General features: G+C 68.7%; 21 protein-coding genes. 20 read left to right on the forward strand and 1 reads right to left on the reverse strand.

The features are described 5' to 3' along the window. The first annotated feature begins 29 nt into the window (after window positions 1-29). From LZK98_RS06435 to nadA, 20 genes are all read left to right on the forward strand, one after another. Window positions 30-737 (forward strand): CoA transferase subunit A, encoded by a 708-nt coding sequence (locus tag LZK98_RS06435; protein WP_233785576.1) that lies wholly within the window; start codon window positions 30-32, stop codon window positions 735-737. Next, window positions 734-1,789, forward strand: a complete 1,056-nt coding sequence (locus tag LZK98_RS06440) for an HAD family acid phosphatase (RefSeq protein ID WP_233785577.1) — start codon at window positions 734-736, stop codon at window positions 1,787-1,789. The genes LZK98_RS06435 and LZK98_RS06440 overlap by 4 nt, the downstream gene beginning before the upstream one ends. Continuing rightward, on the forward strand, window positions 1,789-2,445 hold the full coding sequence (locus LZK98_RS06445) for a CoA transferase subunit B (protein ID WP_233785578.1): 657 nt from the start codon (window positions 1,789-1,791) through the stop codon (window positions 2,443-2,445). The genes LZK98_RS06440 and LZK98_RS06445 overlap by 1 nt, the downstream gene beginning before the upstream one ends. Continuing rightward, complete coding sequence (locus LZK98_RS06450; protein ID WP_233785579.1) at window positions 2,445-4,085, forward strand: SulP family inorganic anion transporter; 1,641 nt, start codon at window positions 2,445-2,447, stop codon at window positions 4,083-4,085. The genes LZK98_RS06445 and LZK98_RS06450 overlap by 1 nt, the downstream gene beginning before the upstream one ends. Window positions 4,086-4,130: 45 nt before the next feature. Then, on the forward strand, window positions 4,131-4,814 hold the full coding sequence (locus LZK98_RS06455) for a ferritin-like domain-containing protein (RefSeq protein WP_233785580.1): 684 nt from the start codon (window positions 4,131-4,133) through the stop codon (window positions 4,812-4,814). Window positions 4,815-4,821: 7 nt separating this feature from the next. After that, window positions 4,822-5,784: an NAD-dependent epimerase/dehydratase family protein gene (locus LZK98_RS06460; protein ID WP_233785581.1), complete on the forward strand. Its 963-nt coding sequence runs from the start codon at window positions 4,822-4,824 to the stop codon at window positions 5,782-5,784. A gap of 48 nt (window positions 5,785-5,832) precedes the next feature. Then, window positions 5,833-6,405, forward strand: coding sequence for a cupin domain-containing protein (locus LZK98_RS06465; RefSeq protein WP_233785582.1), 573 nt, complete (start codon window positions 5,833-5,835; stop codon window positions 6,403-6,405). 60 nt (window positions 6,406-6,465) lie between these two features. Beyond that, window positions 6,466-7,911 carry a 3-isopropylmalate dehydratase large subunit gene (leuC, locus tag LZK98_RS06470; RefSeq protein ID WP_233785583.1) on the forward strand — a complete coding sequence of 482 codons (1,446 nt, stop codon included), beginning with the start codon at window positions 6,466-6,468 and terminating at the stop codon, window positions 7,909-7,911. 102 nt (window positions 7,912-8,013) lie between these two features. Continuing rightward, window positions 8,014-8,646: a 3-isopropylmalate dehydratase small subunit gene (gene leuD / locus LZK98_RS06475; protein ID WP_233785584.1), complete on the forward strand. Its 633-nt coding sequence runs from the start codon at window positions 8,014-8,016 to the stop codon at window positions 8,644-8,646. After that, a complete protein-coding gene (locus LZK98_RS06480) occupies window positions 8,609-9,610 on the forward strand; it encodes an NADPH:quinone oxidoreductase family protein (RefSeq protein ID WP_233785585.1) in 1,002 nt (333 codons plus the stop codon). Before leuD ends, LZK98_RS06480 begins: the two co-directional genes overlap by 38 nt. A 70-nt stretch (window positions 9,611-9,680) precedes the next feature. Continuing rightward, the gene (locus LZK98_RS06485) at window positions 9,681-10,004 is read left to right on the forward strand and encodes a DUF1476 domain-containing protein (protein ID WP_233785586.1); all 324 of its coding nucleotides are present in this window, start codon (window positions 9,681-9,683) and stop codon (window positions 10,002-10,004) included. A 1-nt stretch (window position 10,005) separates the two neighbouring features. Then, window positions 10,006-10,245, forward strand: a complete 240-nt coding sequence (locus LZK98_RS06490; RefSeq protein WP_233785587.1) for a BolA/IbaG family iron-sulfur metabolism protein — start codon at window positions 10,006-10,008, stop codon at window positions 10,243-10,245. A 5-nt stretch (window positions 10,246-10,250) separates the two neighbouring features. Beyond that, window positions 10,251-10,580, forward strand: a complete 330-nt coding sequence (grxD, locus tag LZK98_RS06495; protein ID WP_233785588.1) for a Grx4 family monothiol glutaredoxin — start codon at window positions 10,251-10,253, stop codon at window positions 10,578-10,580. Between the two features lie 25 nt (window positions 10,581-10,605). Further along, window positions 10,606-11,907 carry a glycosyltransferase gene (locus LZK98_RS06500; RefSeq protein WP_233785589.1) on the forward strand — a complete coding sequence of 434 codons (1,302 nt, stop codon included), beginning with the start codon at window positions 10,606-10,608 and terminating at the stop codon, window positions 11,905-11,907. Between the two features lie 399 nt (window positions 11,908-12,306). Next, window positions 12,307-12,675 (forward strand): BlaI/MecI/CopY family transcriptional regulator, encoded by a 369-nt coding sequence (locus LZK98_RS06505; protein WP_233785590.1) that lies wholly within the window; start codon window positions 12,307-12,309, stop codon window positions 12,673-12,675. Continuing rightward, a complete protein-coding gene (locus LZK98_RS06510; RefSeq protein WP_233785591.1) occupies window positions 12,672-14,315 on the forward strand; it encodes a M56 family metallopeptidase in 1,644 nt (547 codons plus the stop codon). Before LZK98_RS06505 ends, LZK98_RS06510 begins: the two co-directional genes overlap by 4 nt. 111 nt (window positions 14,316-14,426) lie before the next feature. Beyond that, on the forward strand, window positions 14,427-15,287 hold the full coding sequence (locus LZK98_RS06515; RefSeq protein WP_233786517.1) for an MBL fold metallo-hydrolase: 861 nt from the start codon (window positions 14,427-14,429) through the stop codon (window positions 15,285-15,287). Further along, entirely contained in the window at window positions 15,269-16,018 is a 750-nt protein-coding gene (locus LZK98_RS06520) for a DUF4230 domain-containing protein (protein WP_406693962.1), read from the forward strand. Before LZK98_RS06515 ends, LZK98_RS06520 begins: the two co-directional genes overlap by 19 nt. A 62-nt stretch (window positions 16,019-16,080) precedes the next feature. Further along, window positions 16,081-16,881 carry a hypothetical protein gene (locus tag LZK98_RS06525; protein WP_233785592.1) on the forward strand — a complete coding sequence of 267 codons (801 nt, stop codon included), beginning with the start codon at window positions 16,081-16,083 and terminating at the stop codon, window positions 16,879-16,881. Window positions 16,882-16,915: 34 nt separating this feature from the next. Then, entirely contained in the window at window positions 16,916-17,926 is a 1,011-nt protein-coding gene (gene nadA / locus LZK98_RS06530; protein ID WP_233785593.1) for a quinolinate synthase NadA, read from the forward strand. A gap of 59 nt (window positions 17,927-17,985) precedes the next feature. Here nadA and LZK98_RS06535 read toward each other — a convergent pair whose 3' ends face one another. Continuing rightward, window positions 17,986-19,200: a DUF2853 family protein gene (locus LZK98_RS06535; RefSeq protein ID WP_233785594.1), complete on the reverse strand. Its 1,215-nt coding sequence runs from the start codon at window positions 19,198-19,200 to the stop codon at window positions 17,986-17,988. Between the last annotated feature and the right edge of the window lie 145 nt (window positions 19,201-19,345).

The raw sequence follows: 19,345 nt of genomic DNA on the forward strand, positions 1-19,345 counted from the left end.
TCGCCGCGGCGAAGGAGAGACTCGGGCCTATGAAGAAGCTCTATCCCGACGCCGCCGCTGCTCTCGAGGGGCTGCTGTTCGACGGCATGACGATCTGCGCGGGCGGCTTCGGCCTGTGCGGTATCCCGGAGCGGCTGATCGACGCGATCCAGGCCTCGGGGGTCAAGGACCTTACCATCGCCTCCAACAATGCCGGCATCGACAACGAGGGGCTCGGCAAGCTGCTCCGCTCGCGCCAGGTGAAGAAGATGATCTCGTCCTATGTCGGCGAGAACAAGGAGTTCGAGCGCCAGTATCTTGCCGGTGAGCTCGAGGTCGAGTTCTGCCCCCAGGGCACGCTCGCCGAGCGCTGCCGCGCGGGCGGGGCGGGCATCCCGGGTTTCTACACCAAGACCGGCGTCGGCACGCAGGTCGCCGAGGGCAAGGAAGTGAAGGTCTTCGACGGCGAGGACTATATCCTGGAGCGCGGCATCCGCGCCGATCTGTCGATCATCAAGGGCTGGAAGGCGGACGAGGCGGGCAACCTGGTCTTCCGCAAGACTGCGCGCAACTTCAACCAGCCGATGGCGACGGCGGGAAAGATCTGTGTCGCCGAGGTGGAGGAGGTGGTGCCGGTCGGCGCCCTCGATCCGGACGGCATCCATCTGCCCGGCATCTATGTGAAGCGGCTGATCGTGGGCAGCCCCTATGACAAGAAGATCGAGTTCGTGACCACCCGGGAGCGCGAAGCGGCGTGATCCGCGCGGTCGCGGCCTTGATGCTGTCGCCGCTGGCGGGCGGCTGCGTCGCGGCCGCCGCGATCCCGGCGGTCGCCGGCTCGATGATCGTCAAGTCGCAGATGGACAAGAAGCGCGAGCGGCGCGTCGAGGTTCAGGCGGCCGCGCCGGCACAAAGTGTCGACACGCCTGAAGGACGCGTAACGGTCATCAAGGGTATGACTGCGCTGCCCCCGCCGACCGGTACGCCGCCGGCCGCGGCTGCCGCCGCAGCGGCGGGTGGAGCGGTGCCCGAGACGATGCAGTATCTCTACGGCTCGGGGGAAAGCGCCGGGCTCAGCATGCAGGCCTATCGTGCGCTGGCCGATTATCTCACCAAGAACGTCGTCTATCGCCGCAGGGAGACGCTGCGTCAGGTCGTGTTGAGCGACGGTTCCTCGCTCAACGCGCCGCTGTTCGAGCCGTGCGGGGCCAAGCCACTCGCCGTCGTCCTCGACATCGACGAGACTGCGGTGCTCAACCTCGGTTATGAGGCCGACGCGGCTCGGCGCGGTGGCGGCTATGACGATGCCCGCTGGGGGCGCTGGGAGGCGAGCGGCGCCGACAAGGTCGTTGCGGTTCCCGGCGCTAAGGCGGCGCTCGACGCCGCTCGCAAGGCCGGCATCACCGTGATCTTCAATTCCAACCGCAGCAACGCCAACGCCACTGCGACCGAAGCGGCGCTCGATCATGCCGGGCTCGGCCCCGCCAAGCACGGTGAGACCTTGTGGCTGAAGGGCGACGACGGCGGTGGTTCGGGCAAGGACGACCGCCGCTGGGCGATCGCCAGCGGCTATTGCGTGGTCGCGATGGTCGGCGACCAGCTCGGCGACTTCAGCGACCTGTTCAATGATCCGCGTATGACTCCCGCCGCCCGCCGCGCCTTCGCTGCCACATCGCCGGTCGCGGAGCTGTGGGGCAACGGCTGGTTCCTGCTGCCCAACCCGGTCTACGGCACCGGCCTCAAGGGTGGCTTCGACGATGTTTTCCCGACCGACAGGCGCTGGAGCGATCCGGCCGAAGGAGTGAAGTGATGCCCTGGACCCGCGACGAAATGGCCGCCCGTGCCGCGAAGGAGCTTCGCGACGGCTTCTACGTCAATCTCGGCATCGGCATCCCGACGCTGGTGGCGAACCACATCCCCGACGGCGTCGAGGTAACGCTCCAGTCGGAGAACGGGATGCTCGGCATCGGTCCATTCCCCTATCCGGACGAGGTCGATCCCGATCTGATCAACGCCGGCAAGCAGACGATCAGCGAGCTACCGCAGTCGGTCTATTTCAGCTCGGCGGACAGCTTCGCGATGATCCGCGGCGGGCATATCGACCTGACCGTGCTCGGCGCGATGGAGGTGTCGCAAGGCGGCGATATCGCCAACTGGATGATCCCCGGCAAGATGATCAAGGGCATGGGCGGCGCGATGGACCTGGTCGCCGGCGTCAAGAAGATCATCGTGGTGATGGAGCATGTCTCCAAGAACGGCGACCCCAAGTTCATCCCCGAATGCACGTTGCCGTTGACCGGCAGGAACGTGGTCGACATGATCATCACCGACCTCGCCGTGTTCCAGCGCGCCGATCACCAGTCGCCGTTCCGTCTGATCGAGCTGGCGCCGGGCGTGACCGAGGAGGAGGTCGCGGCGAAGACGACCGCACAGTATGAACCTCTGTCGGCGGCCGTGAACGCCTGATGGCGGCGGAGGCCTTCACGCCGAAGGTCTTCACCACCTTCCGCGAAGGCTATGGCCCGGCGCGGCTGCGCGCCGATGTGCTCGCGGGCCTGACCGTCGCGATCGTCGCGTTGCCGCTCGCGATGGCGCTCGGCATCGCCAGCGGCGCATCACCGCGCGAGGGGCTCGTCACCGCGATCGTCGCCGGCTTCCTGATCTCGGCGCTGGGCGGCTCCAGGGTGCAGATCGGCGGGCCGACCGGCGCCTTCGTCGTGATCGTCGCCGGTGTCATCGCCGCGCACGGCCTGTCTGGGCTGGTGCTGGCGACGCTGATCGCCGGCCTCGTCCTGATCGGTGCAGGCTATGCCGGGGTCGGGCGGCTGATGCGCTTCGTGCCGATGCCGGTGATCACCGGCTTCACCGCCGGCATCGCGGTGATCATCGCCTCCAGCCAGGTCGGCGATGTCCTGGGCCTGAGGGCGGGTGCGGTGCCGGCCGAGTTCGTCGAGAAGTGGATCGCCTATATCCGTGCGCTCGACACGGTGAATTGGGCGGCGCTGGGGATCGGTGTGGGTACGCTGGGACTCATTCTCCTTCTCCGGCGCTTCGCACCGCGCGTGCCGGCCTATCTTGCCGCGATCGTCGCGAGCGGCTTCATAGTCTGGGCATTCGGCCTGCCGGTCGAGACGGTGGGCAGTCGGTTCGGTCGGATGCCGGCCGGCCTGCCTTGGCCGCACCTGCCCGAGATGTCGCTCCAGGCGGTGCGCGACGTGCTGCCGAGCGCCTTCACCATCGCCTTCCTCGCCGGCATCGAGGCTCTGCTTTCCGCCGCCGTGGCTGACGGCATGACCGGCTATCGCCACCGTCCGAACCAGGAGCTGGTCGGCATGGGCGTCGCCAACATCGCCTCGAGCCTGTTCGGCGGATTGCCCGCCACCGGCGCGATCGCGCGTACAGCGACCAACATCCGCGCAGGCGCGCTGACGCCAATGGCGGGCATGTTCCACGCGCTGTTCCTGCTCCTCTTCCTGCTGCTGGCGAGCGTGCTGATCGGCTATGTGCCGATGGCGGCGCTGGCGGCGATCCTGCTGATGGTCGCCTGGGGGATGAGCGAATCGGAGCGCTTCGTCGCGCTCCTGCGCAGCGACCCCGGCGAGCGGGCGTTGCTGCTGCTCACCTTCGCCTTGACCGTGCTGGTCGATCTGACCGTCGCGATCGGCGTCGGCGTGACGCTGGCGGCGCTGCTGTTCATGCGCCGGATGAGCGAACATGCCGGGCTGGTATCTGTCGATCCCGACGAGGATCCCGATCAGCGCGCCAATCTCCCCGAAGGCGTCGAGGTGTTCCGCTTCACCGGTCCGATCTTCTTCGGCGTAGCGAGCGAGATGCTGGAGGCGCTGCGCCGGATCGGCCGCAGCCCGCGCGCCGTGATCCTGCGCATGGAGCAGGTCCCCTACATCGACGCGACCGGTGCGGCGGCGTTGGAGACCTTTGTACGTCAGGCCGCCTGGTCGAATGTCGAAGTCTGGCTGTGCGGCCTCCAGCGCAAGCCGCTCGATTTCCTCATGCGCATGGAGCCGCGCTACGCCGGTGCGCACCGCGCACTGACTTATGAAGGCGCGCTCAAGCAGCTCGCCCGGGCATCGCACGACGTCGGGTGACCTGCCACGTTGACGCTAGGTCCGCCGAGGCGTAGCGTTCTCCCCATGTTCGGCTGGTTCCGCCGCCGCTATCTCGACCTGCTGGGCTCGATCTACATCTACAACGAGCACCGCGGGTACACGAGCATCGACCGTGTGCTCGAAGCCGTTCGCGCCCGCGCTCCGGACGACCATGCCCTGATCGCCGCGATCGAGAAGCATCGCGCCGACGAGCGCAAACATTATGTGATGTTCAAGCGATGGTTCGAGCTTCAGGGCAGGATGCCGCTGATGGTCGACCGCACCTGCGGCCATATCGACCGCTTCGTCGAGATCATGTTCCGCCGCACGATCGACGAGCTCGACACCCAGGCGATCATCGCCGACGATGCCCAGTTCGAGAAGCTCTGCCGGGTGATCGCGCTCACCGAGCAGCGGGGCTTCAGGCAGGTCGAGATCCTGCTCAGGCACCCGATCGTGACGAAGGACCGGGCGCTCGTCCGCATTTTTCAGGTGATTGAGAAGGACGAGCCGAGCCATTGGGCGCCGTACGAAAGCTGGCTCAAGGCGCACGGCAAGCGCGATCCGCGCTGGTGGGAGCGTGCGATCGACAGCTTCATCCATTCCGAGCTGCTGCTCATCAAGCTGCCGGTGCTGTTCCTCAACCCGCGGCTTAAGCGCCGGACGGAATGGGCGGACGCGCGGGAATCCGCCGAGAGGCTTGCTTCGCCGATCCCCGCCATCGCATAGATCGGCCATGCGGATACTTCTGACGGGTTCCTCCGGCTGGCTCGGCCGTTTCCTCGCGCCGCTGCTCCGGAGCCAAGGGCATGACCTGCTCGGCCTCGACGTCGCCGCTGGCGCCGACACCGACATCGTCGGCAGCGTCGCCGACCGCGCGCTGGTCGACCGGCTGTTCGGTGAGCATGGCTTCGACGGCGTGATCCACGCCGGCGCGCTGCACAAGCCCGACATCGCCCGCTACCCGCGCCAGGCGTTCGTCGATGTCAACGTCACCGGCACGCTCAATCTGCTCGAAGCGGCGGTGGCGCATGGCGCGTCGCGGTTCGTCTTCACCTCGACCACCTCGCTGATGATTACCCAGGCGATCCGCGACGAGACTGCGAACGAGGCGGTATGGCTCGACGAGACGAGCGGGCCGCTCACTCCGCGCAACATCTACGGCGCCACCAAGCGCGCCGCCGAGGAGCTGTGCCGCCTGATCCACGCCGACCATGGCCTGCCGGTGGTGGTGCTCCGCACTGCGCGCTTCTTCCCCGAGGAGGACGATACTCATCGCGCGCTCTCAGGCGAGAACATGAAGGCCAACGAGTTCCTCAACCGCCGCCTGACGGTCGAGGATTGCGCCCGTGCGCACCTGATCGCGCTGGAGAAGGCGCCGGAGGTCGGGTTCGGCCTCTACGTCGTCTCCGCGCCGACGCCGTTCGACCGCGACGAGGTCGCGGCGCTCAAGACCGACGCGCCGGCGGTGATCGCGCGCCACTTCCCCGACGCCGCCGCGCTCTACGCCCGGCGTGGCTGGTCGCTGCCGGCGAGCATCGGCCGCGTCTACGACGCCTCGGCGATCGAGCGCGACCTCGGTTTCCGCTGCGAGACCGATTTCGCCGCGGTGCTTGCGGCGCTGCGCGACGGCGCGCCGCTGCCGTTCGCGCACGATCCGGATTATATCTCGCCAAAGGAGCCGGCCGCCGCGTTGTGAGGCCAGGGCGAATCGGGTAGATTAGGTGACACCGGAAGGGGGATTCCGATGCTGCGCCGCTCGATCCTTCAGCTGCCCTTGCTTGCCTGGTCGACCTCGTTGCTCGCGCAGACCCGCGCACCCGATGCGCCGCCGATCGGCCGCGTCCCGTCGGGCGCCGACCGCGAGGGGCAGAAGCGCGCCGTCGGTATCAGCGCGACGAGCTTCAAGGTGCTGTCGAACGAGACCGGCGGCGATCTGTTCGTGATGGAGCAGAGCAACACCCGCAAGGGCGGCCCTTCACGCCACCTCCACCACAATGAGGACGAGCTCTTCTTCGTGCTGGAGGGGGAGTATCTGGTCGAGATCGGCGACACCAAGTCGTGGCTGGGGCCGGGCGACTGCGTCCTCGGCCCGCGCGGCATTCCCCATGCCTGGGCGTTCGTCGGAGACACCACCGGCCGACTGCTGATCTCCTTCGCCCCGGCGAACAAGATGGAGGCCTTCTTCCGCGAGCGCGAGGCGCGTGGGATCAAGCCTGGCCACTATGCCCAGACGCGCGAGGACGCCGCGGTGCTGCGCGATTACGGGATGGAATGGATCGGCCCGCCGATCCCGCCGGAGGATTTCCGTCGTACCTAGGCCGCGCAATACAATGTCGCGACGGGTTGTGCCCGCGCACGAAAGCGTTAAAGCGCGCAAATGGCTAGCCGACCACTGACTTTGTACGAGAAGATCTGGGCCGATCACGTGATCGAGCGCCGGGACGATGGCACCTGCCTGATCTACATCGACCGCCACCTCGTCCACGAGGTGACCAGTCCGCAGGCCTTCGCCGGCCTTCGCGCGGCGGGGCGGCCGGTGCGCCGGCCCGAGCTTACGCTCGCCGTGCCGGACCACAACCTCCCGACCACGCCGCGCGTCGACGCGGCGGGGCATATGCTGCCGATCGCCGACCCGGAGAGCGCCAACCAGCTCGCCGCGCTGGAGGCGAACACGCGCGAGTTCGGCATCGACTATATCGGCGCCACCGACCCCGCGCAGGGCATCGTCCATGTCGTCGGCCCCGAGCAGGGCTTCACCCTGCCCGGCACCACCCTGGTGTGCGGCGACAGCCACACCTCGGCGCACGGCGCGCTGGGCGCGCTGGCGTTCGGCATCGGCACCAGCGAGGTCGAGCACGTGCTGGCGACGCAGACCCTGCTGCTCCAGCAGTCGAAGACGATGGAGGTGCGCGTCGACGGCACGCTCGGCTTCGGCGTGAGCCCGAAGGACGTCGTGCTGGCGATCATCGGCAGGATCGGCGCCGCGGGCGGCACCGGCCATGTCATCGAATATACCGGCGGCGTGATCCGCGCGATGTCGGTCGAGGGACGCCTGACCGTCTCCAACATGTCGATCGAGGGCGGCGCCCGCGCCGGCCTGATCGCGCCGGACGAGACCACCTTCGCCTATATCAAGGGCCGCCCGATGGCGCCCAGCGGCGAGGATTGGGAGCGTGCGATCGAGGCGTGGCGGCGGCTGCCGACCGATGCCGGCGCGGTCTATGACAAGACGGTAGTGCTCGACGCCACCGACATCGCGCCGTCGCTGACCTGGGGCACCAGCCCCGAGGACGTGGTGCCGATCACCGGCGTCGTCCCCGATCCCGAGAGCTTCGCCGATCCCGCCAAGCGCGCCGCTGCGGCCAAGTCGCTCGACTATATGGGCCTCAAGCCAGGCACGCGGATGCAGGACGTGGCCGTAGAGCACATCTTCATCGGCAGCTGCACCAACAGCCGCATCGAGGACCTGCGCGCCGCCGCCGCGGTGGTGAAGGGCCGCCATGTCGCCGACCGCATCCGCCAGGCGCTGGTCGTCCCCGGCTCGGGGCTGGTCAAGCGCCAGGCCGAGGCGGAGGGGCTCGACCGCATCTTCGTCGAGGCGGGATTCCAGTGGCGCGAGCCGGGCTGCTCGATGTGCCTGGCGATGAACCCGGACAAGGTACCGGCGGGCGAGCGCTGCGCCTCGACGTCCAACCGCAATTTCGTCGGCCGCCAGGGACCGGGCGCGCGCACGCACCTAGTCTCGCCGGCGATGGCGGCGGCGGCGGCGGTGACCGGTCGGCTCGCCGATGTCCGCGAGCTCATGGGGGGAGGAACGGCATGAAGAGGGTGATCGTGCTGCTGGTCGTCGGCACATTGGTGAGCGCCATCGGCGCGGTCTGGGCTTCGGCGCATTCGAAACCGGCGCAGGAGGCGGCGCGTCCGCATGGCTGAGCCGATCACCACGGTCGAGGGCACCGCCTATCCCTGGGGTGCCAAGAACATCGACACCGACATCATCATCCCCGCGCACTGGCTCAAGACCACGACGCGCGAGGGGCTGGGCAAGGGCGCGTTCGAGGCGGTCCGCGCCGAGCCCGGCAACGTGTTCGACGACCCCCGCTATGCCGGGTCGCCGATCCTGATCGCGGGCGAGAATTTCGGCTGCGGCTCCAGCCGCGAGCACGCCGCCTGGGCGCTTGCCGACATGGGCGTGAAGGCGGTGATCGCGCCGAGCTATTCGGACATTTTCTCCGGCAACGCGGTCAAGAACGGCATCGTGCCGGTCGTGCTGCCGCAGGAGGCGGTCGACCGGCTGGTCGAGGTGGCGAAGGACCATCCGGTCACCGTCGACCTCGAGACGATGACCGTCACCACCCCCTTCCAGGATCGGTTTTCGTTCGACCTCGACCCGTTCCGCCGCATGTGCCTGATGCAGGGACTGGACGAGATCGGCTTGACGCTGGCGCAGGATACCGCGATTTCGAAATATGAATCGGGCATGGCGCAAAGCCGCCCGTGGATCGCGAGGAGAGCTGCTGATGCGGGCGTTGCTGTCGGAGGTGCCGGGCGGACCTGAAACCCTGAAGCTGGCCGAGCTGCCCGATCCGGCGGCGGGGCCCGGCCAGGTGCTGGTCGCGGTCGAGGCGTGCTCGATCAATTATCCCGACGTCCTGATCATCGAGGACAAATACCAGTTCAAGCCGCCGCGCCCGTTCGCACCCGGCGGCGAAATCTCCGGCGTGGTCGAGGCAGTGGGCGAGGGCGTCGCCGGCTTCGCGCCGGGCGACCGCGTACTGGCGATGGTCGGCAACGGCGGGCTGGCCGAGAAGGTGGCGGTCGAGGCAGCCCGGCTCTACCGGTTGCCCGAGGGCCGCAGCTTCGAGGAGGGCGCGTCGCTGCTCCTCACCTACGCCACCACCATCCACGCGCTGCTCGACCGGGGGCATCTGAAGCCGGGGCAGACATTGCTGATCCTCGGCGCGGCCGGCGGAGTCGGGCTGGCAGCGATCGAGCTCGGCAAGGCATTCGGCGCGCGCGTGGTCGCCGCCGTCTCGTCCGAGGAGAAGGCCGCGGCGGCCAAGCAGGCCGGCGCCGACGTGACGTTGATCTACCCCCGCGCTCCGTTCGACAAGGAACAGTCGAGGGCACTCGCCGACGCCTTCAAGGCGGCGGTCGGACCGGACGGCGCCGACGTCATCTACGATCCCGTAGGCGGCGACTATGCCGAGCCGGCGCTGCGCGCGATCGGCTGGGAGGGGCGCTATCTCGTCGTCGGCTTTCCGGCGGGCATCCCCAAGCTGCCGCTCAACCTCACGCTGCTCAAGAGCTGCGACGTCTGCGGCGTGTTCTGGGGCGCCTTCGCCATGCGCGATCCCGCGGCCAACCAGGCGCATGTCGACCACCTCTTCCGTCTGTGGTCGGAGGGGAAGATCGCGCCCCGCGTCACCGAGACCTTCGCCTTCGCCGACGGCGGCAAGGCCATCGCCAAGATGGCTGCGCGTGGGGCGATCGGGAAGCTGGTGGTACGGGTGGGAGCTTAAGAGGGCTTAGCCGTTGCGCCCCTCGCGTCGCCCCCCTATCTCAGCCGGCGTAACAGTTCAGGGGCCAGGCATGACCGATTTCGAGGACCGCAAGCGCGCGTTCGAGACCAAATTCGCCCGCGACGAGGAGATGGCGTTCCGCATCACCGCCCGTCGCAACCGGCTGGTCGGCCAGTGGGCGGCCGCCAAGATGGGGCTGACCCCGGAAGAGACCGACGCCTATGCCAAGGCGGTGGTCCAGGCCGACTTCGAGGAAGCCGGCGACGAGGACGTGGTCCGCAAGCTCGTCGGCGATCTCACCGCCGCCGGCATCGACACCGACGAGGCGGAGGTCCGCCGCGCGCTCGAGGAGGCGCTGGTCGACGCGCGCCGCCAGCTCTTGGAATCCAAGTAACATGCCGATGGACGCCGCCGAGATCGAGACGCTGATCCGTCAGGGCATCCCCGATGCCGTAGTGCGGATCGACGACCTTGCCGGCGACGGCGATCATTATGCCGCGCATGTGACCAGCGCGAGCTTCCGGGGCATGCCCCGCGTCCGCCAGCACCAGGCGGTCTATGCCGCGCTCGGCGGGCGAATGGGTGGCGTGCTCCATGCGCTCCAGCTCACCACCGCGGCCCCGCCCGAGGAGTAATCGAAATGACCGACATCAACACCCGCATCGACGGGATCGTGAAGGGCAGCGACGTGCTGCTGTTCATGAAGGGCACGCCGATGTTCCCGCAATGCGGCTTCTCCAGCCGCGCGGTGGCGATCCTCCAGCACCTCGGCGTCGAGTTCGACAGCGTCGACGTGCTCCAGGACCAGGACGTCCGCCAGGGCATCAAGGCCTATAGCGACTGGCCGACCATCCCCCAGCTCTACGTCAAGGGCGAGTTCATCGGCGGATCGGACATCATGATGGAGATGTACGAAACCGGCGAGCTCAAGGAACTGCTGGCCGAAAAGGGAGTTGCGCACGCGGCATAACGACCGCGGACGAAGGGGATGAGCGGTGTTGAGGCAGACCGGCTCGTCCAGCGCCGCCGATACGACTGCGCCGCCGCGGTCTCCGCTGCTCGTCTGTGACCTGACCCAGAGCTATACGCCGTCGGGCGGCGGCGGGATCAGCACCTATCTGCGCGAGAAGCGCGACTATGTGCTGACCCACACGCCCCATCACCTGCTGCAGATCGTACCGGGTCCGGAGGACAGGGTGACCGTCAACGGCCGCCATGTCTTCGTCGAGGTCGGCGCGCCCCCGGTGCGCGGCAGCCCCAACTACCGCTTCATCCTGCGCACGTCGAAGGTGCGCGAGGTGCTGGAGGAATACCGGCCCGACATCATCGAGTCGCTCTGCCCCTGGGTGCTGCCCTGGACGGCGATCCGCTACCGGCGCGCCTTTCCCGAGACGGCGCTGGTAGCGGGCTATCGTACCGATTTTCCCAACGCCCATGTCTATCGCGTCGGCCGCGACATGTTCGGCGAGGTCGCGGGCCGTTTCCTGCGTCTGGTGAGCTGGGGCTATGCCGAGGTCACCTATCGCGAGTTCGACCACGTCTACACGCTGAGCGAGGATGCGCGCACCCAGTTCGCGCGCAAGAAGATCACCCGCACCAGCGTGTTGCCGCTCGGCGTCGACGCCAATCTGTTCCATCCCGGCAAGCGCGACCCCGGCTACCGCGCCGAGCTTCGCCTGCCGTCCGGTGACGGGCCGCTGCTGATTTACGCCGGCCGTATCGATAACGAGAAGCGTGCCGACCGGCTGCTCGCGATGTTCAAGGCGCTTCCCCCCGATCTCGGCGCGGCGATGGTGATGGTCGGCGACGGCAAGCTGCGCGACCGTCTCGCCTCCGAGGCGGCCGGGCTGCCGATCGCCTTCCCCGGCTTCGAGAAGGATCGGGCCGAGCTCGCCCGCGCGCTCGCCTCGTCGGACATCTACGTCTCGGCGATGGCGGACGAGACCTTCGGCATCTCGGTGGTCGAGGCGCAGGCGTCGGGCCTGCCGGTGGTCGGCGTCGCCGGCGGGGCCATGCCCGATCGGGTGCCGCCCGGCACCGGCTATCTGGGGCCGGTCGACGATACCGCGGCGATGGCGCGCAACGTCGTTCGCATCTGGCGCGAAGGCGCGGCGGCGATGGGGGTAAGGGCGCGCGCGACGGCGGCGTCCATCTATGACTGGCGCCGCACGTTCGAGCTGTTGTTCGATACCATCTATCCAGCCGCCCTGTCGCATACCGCGGTGCGACTCGAGGAGGACGCGGCGCTGCTGTTCCCGCCCAGGCGCGATCCGCGCTCGCGTACTTATCGAGGCTGAGGAGGCCGGGTGCGGGCGGGTCGACCCGGAGACTGAGCGACCCGCCCGGCTAACTGAAGCGGAGAACCGCTCGGCCGCTGCCAGCGTTGCAGCGTGCGTGCCAAACAGTGCCAGTCAGCAATTTCCGCGAGATTCGCTGGTTAATGAAGTTCTACGTTGAACCGAAGTGTAAGCTGGGCCGACACTCCTGACCGTCATGCCGGACTTGTTCCGGCATCCACTCATCAATGAGCCGCGGCGCCGGTGGCTCGGTGGACCCCGGAACAAGTCCGGGGTGACGCAGTGGGTGGGCAGGCATTGGTCGGACATCGGACATGCCATTCATCCTCCATTCACCCTCTTGACTACATTCGTAATCACGCCGACAACGAACGGGGCTGACCGAGGGAGCGAGCGAATATGGCCGAGCGGATCAGTGATGCGGAACATGCGGTGATGGAGGTGCTCTGGGACGAGTCGCCGCTCACTGCGCAGGATGTCGCGGAGCGGGTGGCGCCCGTCCGCGGCTGGAGCGCCAATACCGTCAAGACCCTGCTCGGCCGGCTGCTCGCCAAGAAGGTGGTCGGGCATGAGGAGGTCGGCCGGCGCTATCTCTACCGGCCGCTGGTCGAGCGCGGCGATTATGTCTCGGGCGAGTCGCGCCGGCTGATCGACCGGCTGTTCGGCGGCAAGCTCACGCCGCTGGTGGCCCATATGGCCGAGCACGACCAGCTCACCGCCGAGGACATCGCCGAGATCGAGGCGCTGCTCAAGGACCTCAAGCAATGATCGCCTGGGCGATCGAGACGCTGATCGCCACCACGCTACTGATGCTGCTGGTGCTCGCGATCCGCCAGCCGGTGCGCCGCGCCTTCGGGCCGGATGTCGCCTATGCGTTGTGGGCGCTGCCGGTGCTGCGGCTGCTGCTGCCGCCGCTGCCCGAAAGCTGGCGCGAGAGCACCATGAGCGCGCTCCCGGCGCTGCCTGCGCCGGAGGACATCACCATCTATCTCGGCGAGCCGGTGATGACGCTGCCGGTGGAACCGGCGTCCGGCATCGGCTGGCCCAGCTGGGTGTTGATCGCCTGGGCGGTGGGAGCAGCCGCGTTCCTTGCCTATCATCTCATCACCCACAGCCGCTTCTGCGCGCGGGTTCGCGAGATGGCCGGCAGTGTGCGGGTGGTCGCCGCCGGCAACGTCGAAGTGATCGAGACGGGAGCCGCCACCGGTCCGCTCGCCTTCGGCATCAGGCGCAAGTATGTCGCGTTCCCGCGCGACTTCGCCGAACGCTACGACCCGCTCGAGCGCGACCTCGCGCTGGCGCACGAGCTCGGCCACCACGCCCGCGGCGACCTGATCGCCAACTGGGTCGCGCTGGTGGTGCTCGGCATCCACTGGTTCAATCCGATCGCCTGGCGGGCGTTCCGCGCCTTCCGCGCCGATCAGGAGATGGCGTGCGACGCGCTGGTGCTGTCCGGCCGCGCGCCGGAGCTGCGCCACGCCTATGGCCGCGCGATCGTCAAGTCTGCGCACGGCGGCGCGGTGTCCGCCGCCTGCCATCTCCACACCGTCAACGAGCTGAAGGGGAGGTTACGGATGCTGACCAAGCATGAGAAGGCGTCGCGCGGGCGGCTGGCCGCCGGCACCGGCGCGCTAGCGGCGCTGACGCTGGCCGGCCTTGGCCTCACCGCGTCGGGCACCCAGGCCGCCGAGCGCGTCCGCTCGGGGATCGAGAGCACCACCGGGGTCGACATCGCCAGCCTCGAGCTGCCGCCGCTCCCGCAGGTTGCGCCGCCGGCTGCGCCTGCGCCCGCTCCGGAGCCGCAAGCCGCTCCAACCCCGCCGCTTCCGCCTGCTCCGCCAGAAGCGGCCAAGCACAAGCGCAAGCTGGTCGTGACGCGCGACAAGGACGGCAAGGTCACGACGCACGAATTCTCGGACGACGATTTCGACGTCGATCTCGACGAGGACGGCAAGGGGCGCGGCTTTGCCTTCCGGCGAATGGACGACAAGGATTTCCCCTGGAACGACAAGGAACGCGCCGAGTTCCGCCGGCAGATGAAGGCTATCCCCGAAGTCAGCTCGCGCAGCTGCGGCAACGGCTCCGGCAGCGCCAACCAGATGGTGATCCACACCAAGGAAGGCGAGAAGCGCAAGATCATCATCTGCACCGATCGTATCGAGCGCCAGGCGGACCTCGCCCGTGCCCAGGCGACGCTCGCTCGTAACCAGGCGGAGCTTGCCCGCACCCAGGCGCTGGCGCAGGTCGACGTCGCCAGCATCGAGCGCAACGCCAGGGCCCAGGCGCTCGCCGGCTTGCGTCGTGCCCGCGCCAGCGTCGAGCGCGCCGACATGGGCGACGACGCCCGCGCCCATGCACTCAAGGGTATCGACCAGGCGATCGCCGACATGGAGTCCGGCAAGGACTGAGTTGAGGGAGGAGGGCAGGGCCGCCCGGCGACCCTTCGTGCGCCGGGCCGCGCCGTCTTCCGCACGCGCGCGGCTCTTGTGAGCCGCGCGCGGAGCGGCCATCTGATGGCGATGACCGACGTGCCGCACGACACGCCCGAGACGCTCGAGCCCGGCGTCGTCCGCCTGACCGCGAACAATCCCTCGCCGTTCACCAAGGACGGCACCCAGAGCTACGTCGTCGGCACCCGCGACGTGGCGGTAATCGATCCGGGGCCGGTCGATGAGGCCCATCTCGCCGCGCTGCTCGACGTGATCGGCGGTCGGCCGGTCGTCGCGATCCTCTGCACCCATACGCACCGCGACCACAGCCCGCTCGCGGCGCCGCTCAAGGCCGCGACCGGTGCCCCGGTCGTCGGCTGCGCGCCGCTCGCGCTCGACGATCTCGGCCCGCGCGCCGATGCGTCGTTCGACCCGGACTATACGCCCGACCGCGTGCTCGCCGACGGCGATACCGTCACCGGCGACGGCTGGACGCTGGAGGCGATCGCGACGCCGGGCCACACCTCGAACCATCTCTGCTTCGCGCTCGTCGAGAGCAAGGCGCTGTTCAGCGGCGATCATGTGATGGGCTGGTCGACCAGCATCGTCTCGCCGCCCGACGGCGACATGGGCGACTACATGCACAGCCTCGACAAGTTGCTGAGCCGCGACGACCGCATCTATTATCCCGGCCATGGTCCGGCCGTGGACAATCCCCAGCGGCTGGTGCGCGGGATGATGGGCCACCGCAAGCAGCGCGAGGGGCAAATCCTCCGCCTGCTCCAGCGCGGCACCGGCGACGTCGGCGCGATGGTCGAGGCGATGTACGTCGGGCTCGACCGGCGGATGCATCCGGCGGCGGCGCGATCGGTGCTCGCGCATCTCCTGGACCTGCGCCGGCGCGGCCTCGTCGCCGGCGACGAGGGCGAGCCATGGACGCTGGCAGCGTGACCCCGCCGTCCCCGCCGGCCAAGGGCGGCTCGCGGACGCTCGGCTGCCCCATCGCGATCGGCGTCGCGGTCGGTGCGCTGGCGTTGATGGCGCTCGCGGCGGCCGGCGCCTTCTGGCTGGCGACGCGCTGGGTCGACAAGCAGCTCGATCCCGATCCGGTCACCGTCGCCAGCGCCAGCCTGCAGGGGCTGCGCGAGCAGAACCGCCTGTCCGCCTTCGCCGCGCGCTACGTCGCGGTCGTCACCTCGAGCCAGTCGCGCCTCGGCCTCACCGCCCAGAAGACGCTGATCATGCCCGGCATGGTCCGCTACGAGGTCGATCTCGGTAAGCTGAACCAGGGCGACGTGAAGTGGGACGCCGGCACCCGCACGCTTTCGGTCAAGCTGCCGCCGGTCGAGCTGGTCGGGCCGCAGGTCGATCTCACCGCGATCCGCGAATATGGCGGCGACGGGCTGCTCACCAAATTCACCGATGCCGAGGCACGGCTCGATACCGCCAACCGCCGCGCGGGCCAGGCCGAGCTCGTCCGCCAGGCGCGCGAGCCGGTGCCGATGCGGCTCGCCCGCGACGCCACCCGCCGCGCGATCGAGCGCAGCTTCGCGATGCCGCTGCGCGCCGCCGGGATCGACGCCAGGGTCGATGCCTGGTTCCCCGACGAGCGGCCGGGGATCGGCCTCGAACGCTGGGATACGACCCGCTCGGTCGACGAGGTGCTCGGCAATCGGCGCTGATTGGTCCCATGCCCGAACCGTGCTAGGATCGCCGCAGGGGTGGTTTCGTCGGGGGACGGAACATGGCAACCGTGATTGCAGACGCGCCCGCGATGCGGCGCGACGAGCGTTTCTTCCTGATCACCGCGATCGCGATGGCGTTGACCGTCGTCGCCGGCTTCTCGCTGCAGCTCGCCGCGGGGCGCTCGACCTTCGCCTCGCCGCCGCTGCTCCATGCCCATGCGATCGTGTTCATGGGCTGGGTGGCGCTCTACGTCACGCAGAACGTGCTGGTGTCGCGCGACCTGATGCCGCTCCACCGCCGGCTGGGCTGGATCGGCGCGGTCTGGGTCGTCGCGATGGTCGTGCTGGGCTTCGCGGTGACGGTCGCGATGGTGCGGCGGGGCGGCGTGCCGTTCTTCTTCCGGCCGCTCCACTTCCTGGTGTTCGATCCTGCGACCGTGGTCACTTTCGCCGGGCTCACGGCAGCGGCGATCGCGCTCCGCCGGCACACCGACTGGCATCGCCGGCTGCACTATTGCGGCATGTCGCTGCTGCTCGGCCCCGCCTTCGGTCGCCTGCTGCCGCTGCCGTTCCTGATCCCCTGGGCCTTCCATGCCGCCTTCGCCGCCGCGATGATCTTCCCCGCGATCGGCGTCGCCGCCGATCTGCGCCGAAGCGGCCGCGTGCATCCCGCCTGGTGGTGGGGGATCGGCGCGATGGTCGCCTGCGTGATCGTGATCGAGGCGATCACCTACAGCCCGCTCGGGCTGACGCTCTATCGCGCGGTGACGGCGGGATCGCCCGGTGCCGCGATCGATCCGCTCGCGTTCCCGCCGCCGCCTCCCGGCCTCTTGATAACGGGGCGCAGCCCGTCCATCTGACCGCCGGAAGGCGAAGAGGATCGGAACCGCATTCATGGACGCACGCAACGGCATCGGCGGCACGCTGACGGGAGTCGACCTCCGCGCCGAGATCGACCGGCTGCGCAAGGAGCGCAACGCCGTCATCCTCGCGCACTACTATCAGAAGCCGGAGCTGCAGGACCTCGCCGATTTCGTCGGCGACAGCCTCGACCTGTCGAAGAAGGCGGCGGAGACCGACGCCGACGTCATCGCCTTCTGCGGCGTGCGCTTCATGGCGGAGGTCGCCAAGATCCTCTCGCCCGACAAGATCGTGGTGCTGCCCGACATGGACGCCGGCTGCAGCCTGGAGGACAGCTGCCCGCCCGAGCAGTTCGCCGCCTTCCGCGCCCAGCACCCGGACCATATCGCGCTCACCTACATCAACAGCTCGATCGAGGTGAAGGCGCTCAGCGACATCATCGTCACCTCCTCGTCCGCCGAGAAAATCCTCTCGCAGATCCCCGCCGACCAGAAGATCATCTTCGGGCCCGACAAGCACCTCGGCGGCTACATGAACCGCAAGACCGGCCGCGACATGCTGCTGTGGCCGGGCGTGTGCATCGTGCACGAGGCGTTCAGCGAGACCGAGCTGCTGAAGCTCAAGGCGCAGCATCCGGATGCGCCGGTCGCCGCGCATCCGGAATGCCCGCCGCATGTGCTCGACCATGCCGATTACGTCGGCTCGACGAGCGGCATCCTCAATTTCGCCAAGACCTTTCCAGGCGACACGCTGATCGTCGCCACCGAGCCGCACATCATCCACCAGATGGAAAAGGCGGTGCCGGAGAAGAGTTTCATCGGCGCGCCCGGTGCGGACGGCAACTGCAACTGCAACATCTGCCCGTACATGGCGCTCAACACGATGGAGAAGCTCTACGTCGCGCTGCGCGACCTCGAGCCGCGCATTGAGATCGAGGAGGGGCTGCGCCTGCGCGCCAAGACCAGCCTCGACCGGATGCTCGCGCTGGCGAGCGGCACGGTGGGGATGGGCGATCTCGGGCCGATGAAGGTGACCGGCGACTGAGGCCGGTCGAAAAGGCGGCTGCGGAGGACGATCGCCCCCGCAGCCGTTGTCGTTGACGCTTACTGCTTGACCGTCACCTCGACCCGGCGGGCAGCGGCGCTGCTGCCGGCGGCGGCGGTCGTCTCGGCCGGCTTCTCGAGCACGACCGCGTCCTCGGGAATGCCCGCTGCCTTGAGCGCCGCGGCGACCGCTTGCGCGCGGTTCTTCGACAGCTCGGCGTTCAGCGCGGCATTGCCGGTGGCGTCGTTGAAGCCGGACACCGCCAGCTTGGCGCCCGGATGCGCGGCGACATAGGCCTTCACGTCCGCCGCCTTCTCCGCAAAGCCGCTCGCGACGTTCGACTTGCCCGTGTCGAAGTAGACGGTGAGCGCCGGCAGGCCGTTCCGTGCCTCCGCCAGCACCGCCGCGCCCGCAGGCTCGGCCGCCGCCGTGGCTGCGCCGGCCGCGTTGCCGCTGACGTTGCCGAGCTCCTCGCCGGCGGTGCCGCTCAGGTTGCCGTCGGTGACGTTGGCAAGGTCGGCATCGGAGACGATCCCGGCGTCGTTGCCGCTCAGGTTCTCGAGCGTCGTGTTCGAGGTCGCAAGACCGGCTTCTCTGTTCTGGCAGGACTTCAGCAGCAGGACGAGTGCGATCAGCGCCAGCGCCAGCAGCAGCCAGGGCCACCATTTGCCGAACCAGGAGCCGCCGCCCCGCCCGTCGGGCAGATCGCCGAGCGGCTGGCTGCCGCCGCCGCCCGATCCGCCGCCCGTGGATGCGCCACCGCCTCCGCTCCCACCGGTCGCCGCCGAAGCGGCACCGCTGCCGAGCGCTGCAAGCCCGGCCGCGCCCGCGGCGGCGGCACCGGTCGCGGTGCGGCCGATCCCCGCCGCGCCGGCGGCCGGAGCGTCGATCTTGTCGTCATCGTCGGCGAGCGCCGCCGCGCCGGCCGCACTCGCCGTACCCGCCGCCGCACCGCCGCCGAACAGGCCGAGCTTCCCGAAATGCTCGGCGAGCAGGTAGTAGACGGTGACGCGGTTCTTGGTCCGATCCTCCTTCATCCGGTCGCCGACGGCGGCGATCGCGCGGTCGAGCTCCTCGTCCGGATCGGTCAGCGCGAGCTTCTTCTTGAGAAAATTCTCGCGCACCCGCCCGGTCTCGGTGGCGTCGCTGAACGACACCAGCGACGAATCGCGATTGCGTAAGGCTATACCGCAGTACCGGATGATGCCGGCAACGGCCGCCTCGTCCAGATTGGCAACATATCGTCTGACGTCTGCAATCCAATCTTCCGCCATTACGACCTCCTCTCACGATGGGAGAAAGTCGATCGTAATACACTTGCCGATTGCCGGCAATCGACCGTTGGAAACGTCTTATGACGGAATTATGTCATTGCTCCAGGTGCCGTGGATCGTTCGTTGTCCGGACCGATCCATTTCG

The sequence above is a fragment of the Sphingomonas cannabina genome (assembly GCF_021391395.1).
In the GTDB taxonomy this organism is placed as follows: domain Bacteria; phylum Pseudomonadota; class Alphaproteobacteria; order Sphingomonadales; family Sphingomonadaceae; genus Sphingomonas; species Sphingomonas cannabina.

Excerpts from the sequence above, each read along its gene's own strand:
- LZK98_RS06490 (WP_233785587.1), top strand. The coding sequence starts at position 10,006 with ATGCCGATGGACGCCGCCGAGATCGAGACGCTGATCCGTCAGGGCATC.
- grxD (WP_233785588.1), top strand. The coding sequence starts at position 10,251 with ATGACCGACATCAACACCCGCATCGACGGGATCGTGAAGGGCAGCGAC.
- LZK98_RS06480 (WP_233785585.1), top strand. The coding sequence starts at position 8,609 with ATGCGGGCGTTGCTGTCGGAGGTGCCGGGCGGACCTGAAACCCTGAAG.
- LZK98_RS06510 (WP_233785591.1), top strand. The coding sequence starts at position 12,672 with ATGATCGCCTGGGCGATCGAGACGCTGATCGCCACCACGCTACTGATG.
- LZK98_RS06505 (WP_233785590.1), top strand. The coding sequence starts at position 12,307 with ATGGCCGAGCGGATCAGTGATGCGGAACATGCGGTGATGGAGGTGCTC.
- LZK98_RS06535 (WP_233785594.1), bottom strand. The coding sequence starts at position 19,200 with ATGGCGGAAGATTGGATTGCAGACGTCAGACGATATGTTGCCAATCTG.
- LZK98_RS06455 (WP_233785580.1), top strand. The coding sequence starts at position 4,131 with ATGTTCGGCTGGTTCCGCCGCCGCTATCTCGACCTGCTGGGCTCGATC.
- nadA (WP_233785593.1), top strand. The coding sequence starts at position 16,916 with ATGGACGCACGCAACGGCATCGGCGGCACGCTGACGGGAGTCGACCTC.
- LZK98_RS06485 (WP_233785586.1), top strand. The coding sequence starts at position 9,681 with ATGACCGATTTCGAGGACCGCAAGCGCGCGTTCGAGACCAAATTCGCC.
- LZK98_RS06445 (WP_233785578.1), top strand. The coding sequence starts at position 1,789 with ATGCCCTGGACCCGCGACGAAATGGCCGCCCGTGCCGCGAAGGAGCTT.
- LZK98_RS06525 (WP_233785592.1), top strand. The coding sequence starts at position 16,081 with ATGGCAACCGTGATTGCAGACGCGCCCGCGATGCGGCGCGACGAGCGT.
- LZK98_RS06450 (WP_233785579.1), top strand. The coding sequence starts at position 2,445 with ATGGCGGCGGAGGCCTTCACGCCGAAGGTCTTCACCACCTTCCGCGAA.
- leuD (WP_233785584.1), top strand. The coding sequence starts at position 8,014 with ATGGCTGAGCCGATCACCACGGTCGAGGGCACCGCCTATCCCTGGGGT.
- leuC (WP_233785583.1), top strand. The coding sequence starts at position 6,466 with ATGGCTAGCCGACCACTGACTTTGTACGAGAAGATCTGGGCCGATCAC.
- LZK98_RS06465 (WP_233785582.1), top strand. The coding sequence starts at position 5,833 with ATGCTGCGCCGCTCGATCCTTCAGCTGCCCTTGCTTGCCTGGTCGACC.
- LZK98_RS06515 (WP_233786517.1), top strand. The coding sequence starts at position 14,427 with ATGACCGACGTGCCGCACGACACGCCCGAGACGCTCGAGCCCGGCGTC.
- LZK98_RS06520 (WP_406693962.1), top strand. The coding sequence starts at position 15,269 with ATGGACGCTGGCAGCGTGACCCCGCCGTCCCCGCCGGCCAAGGGCGGC.
- LZK98_RS06435 (WP_233785576.1), top strand. The coding sequence starts at position 30 with ATGAAGAAGCTCTATCCCGACGCCGCCGCTGCTCTCGAGGGGCTGCTG.
- LZK98_RS06460 (WP_233785581.1), top strand. The coding sequence starts at position 4,822 with ATGCGGATACTTCTGACGGGTTCCTCCGGCTGGCTCGGCCGTTTCCTC.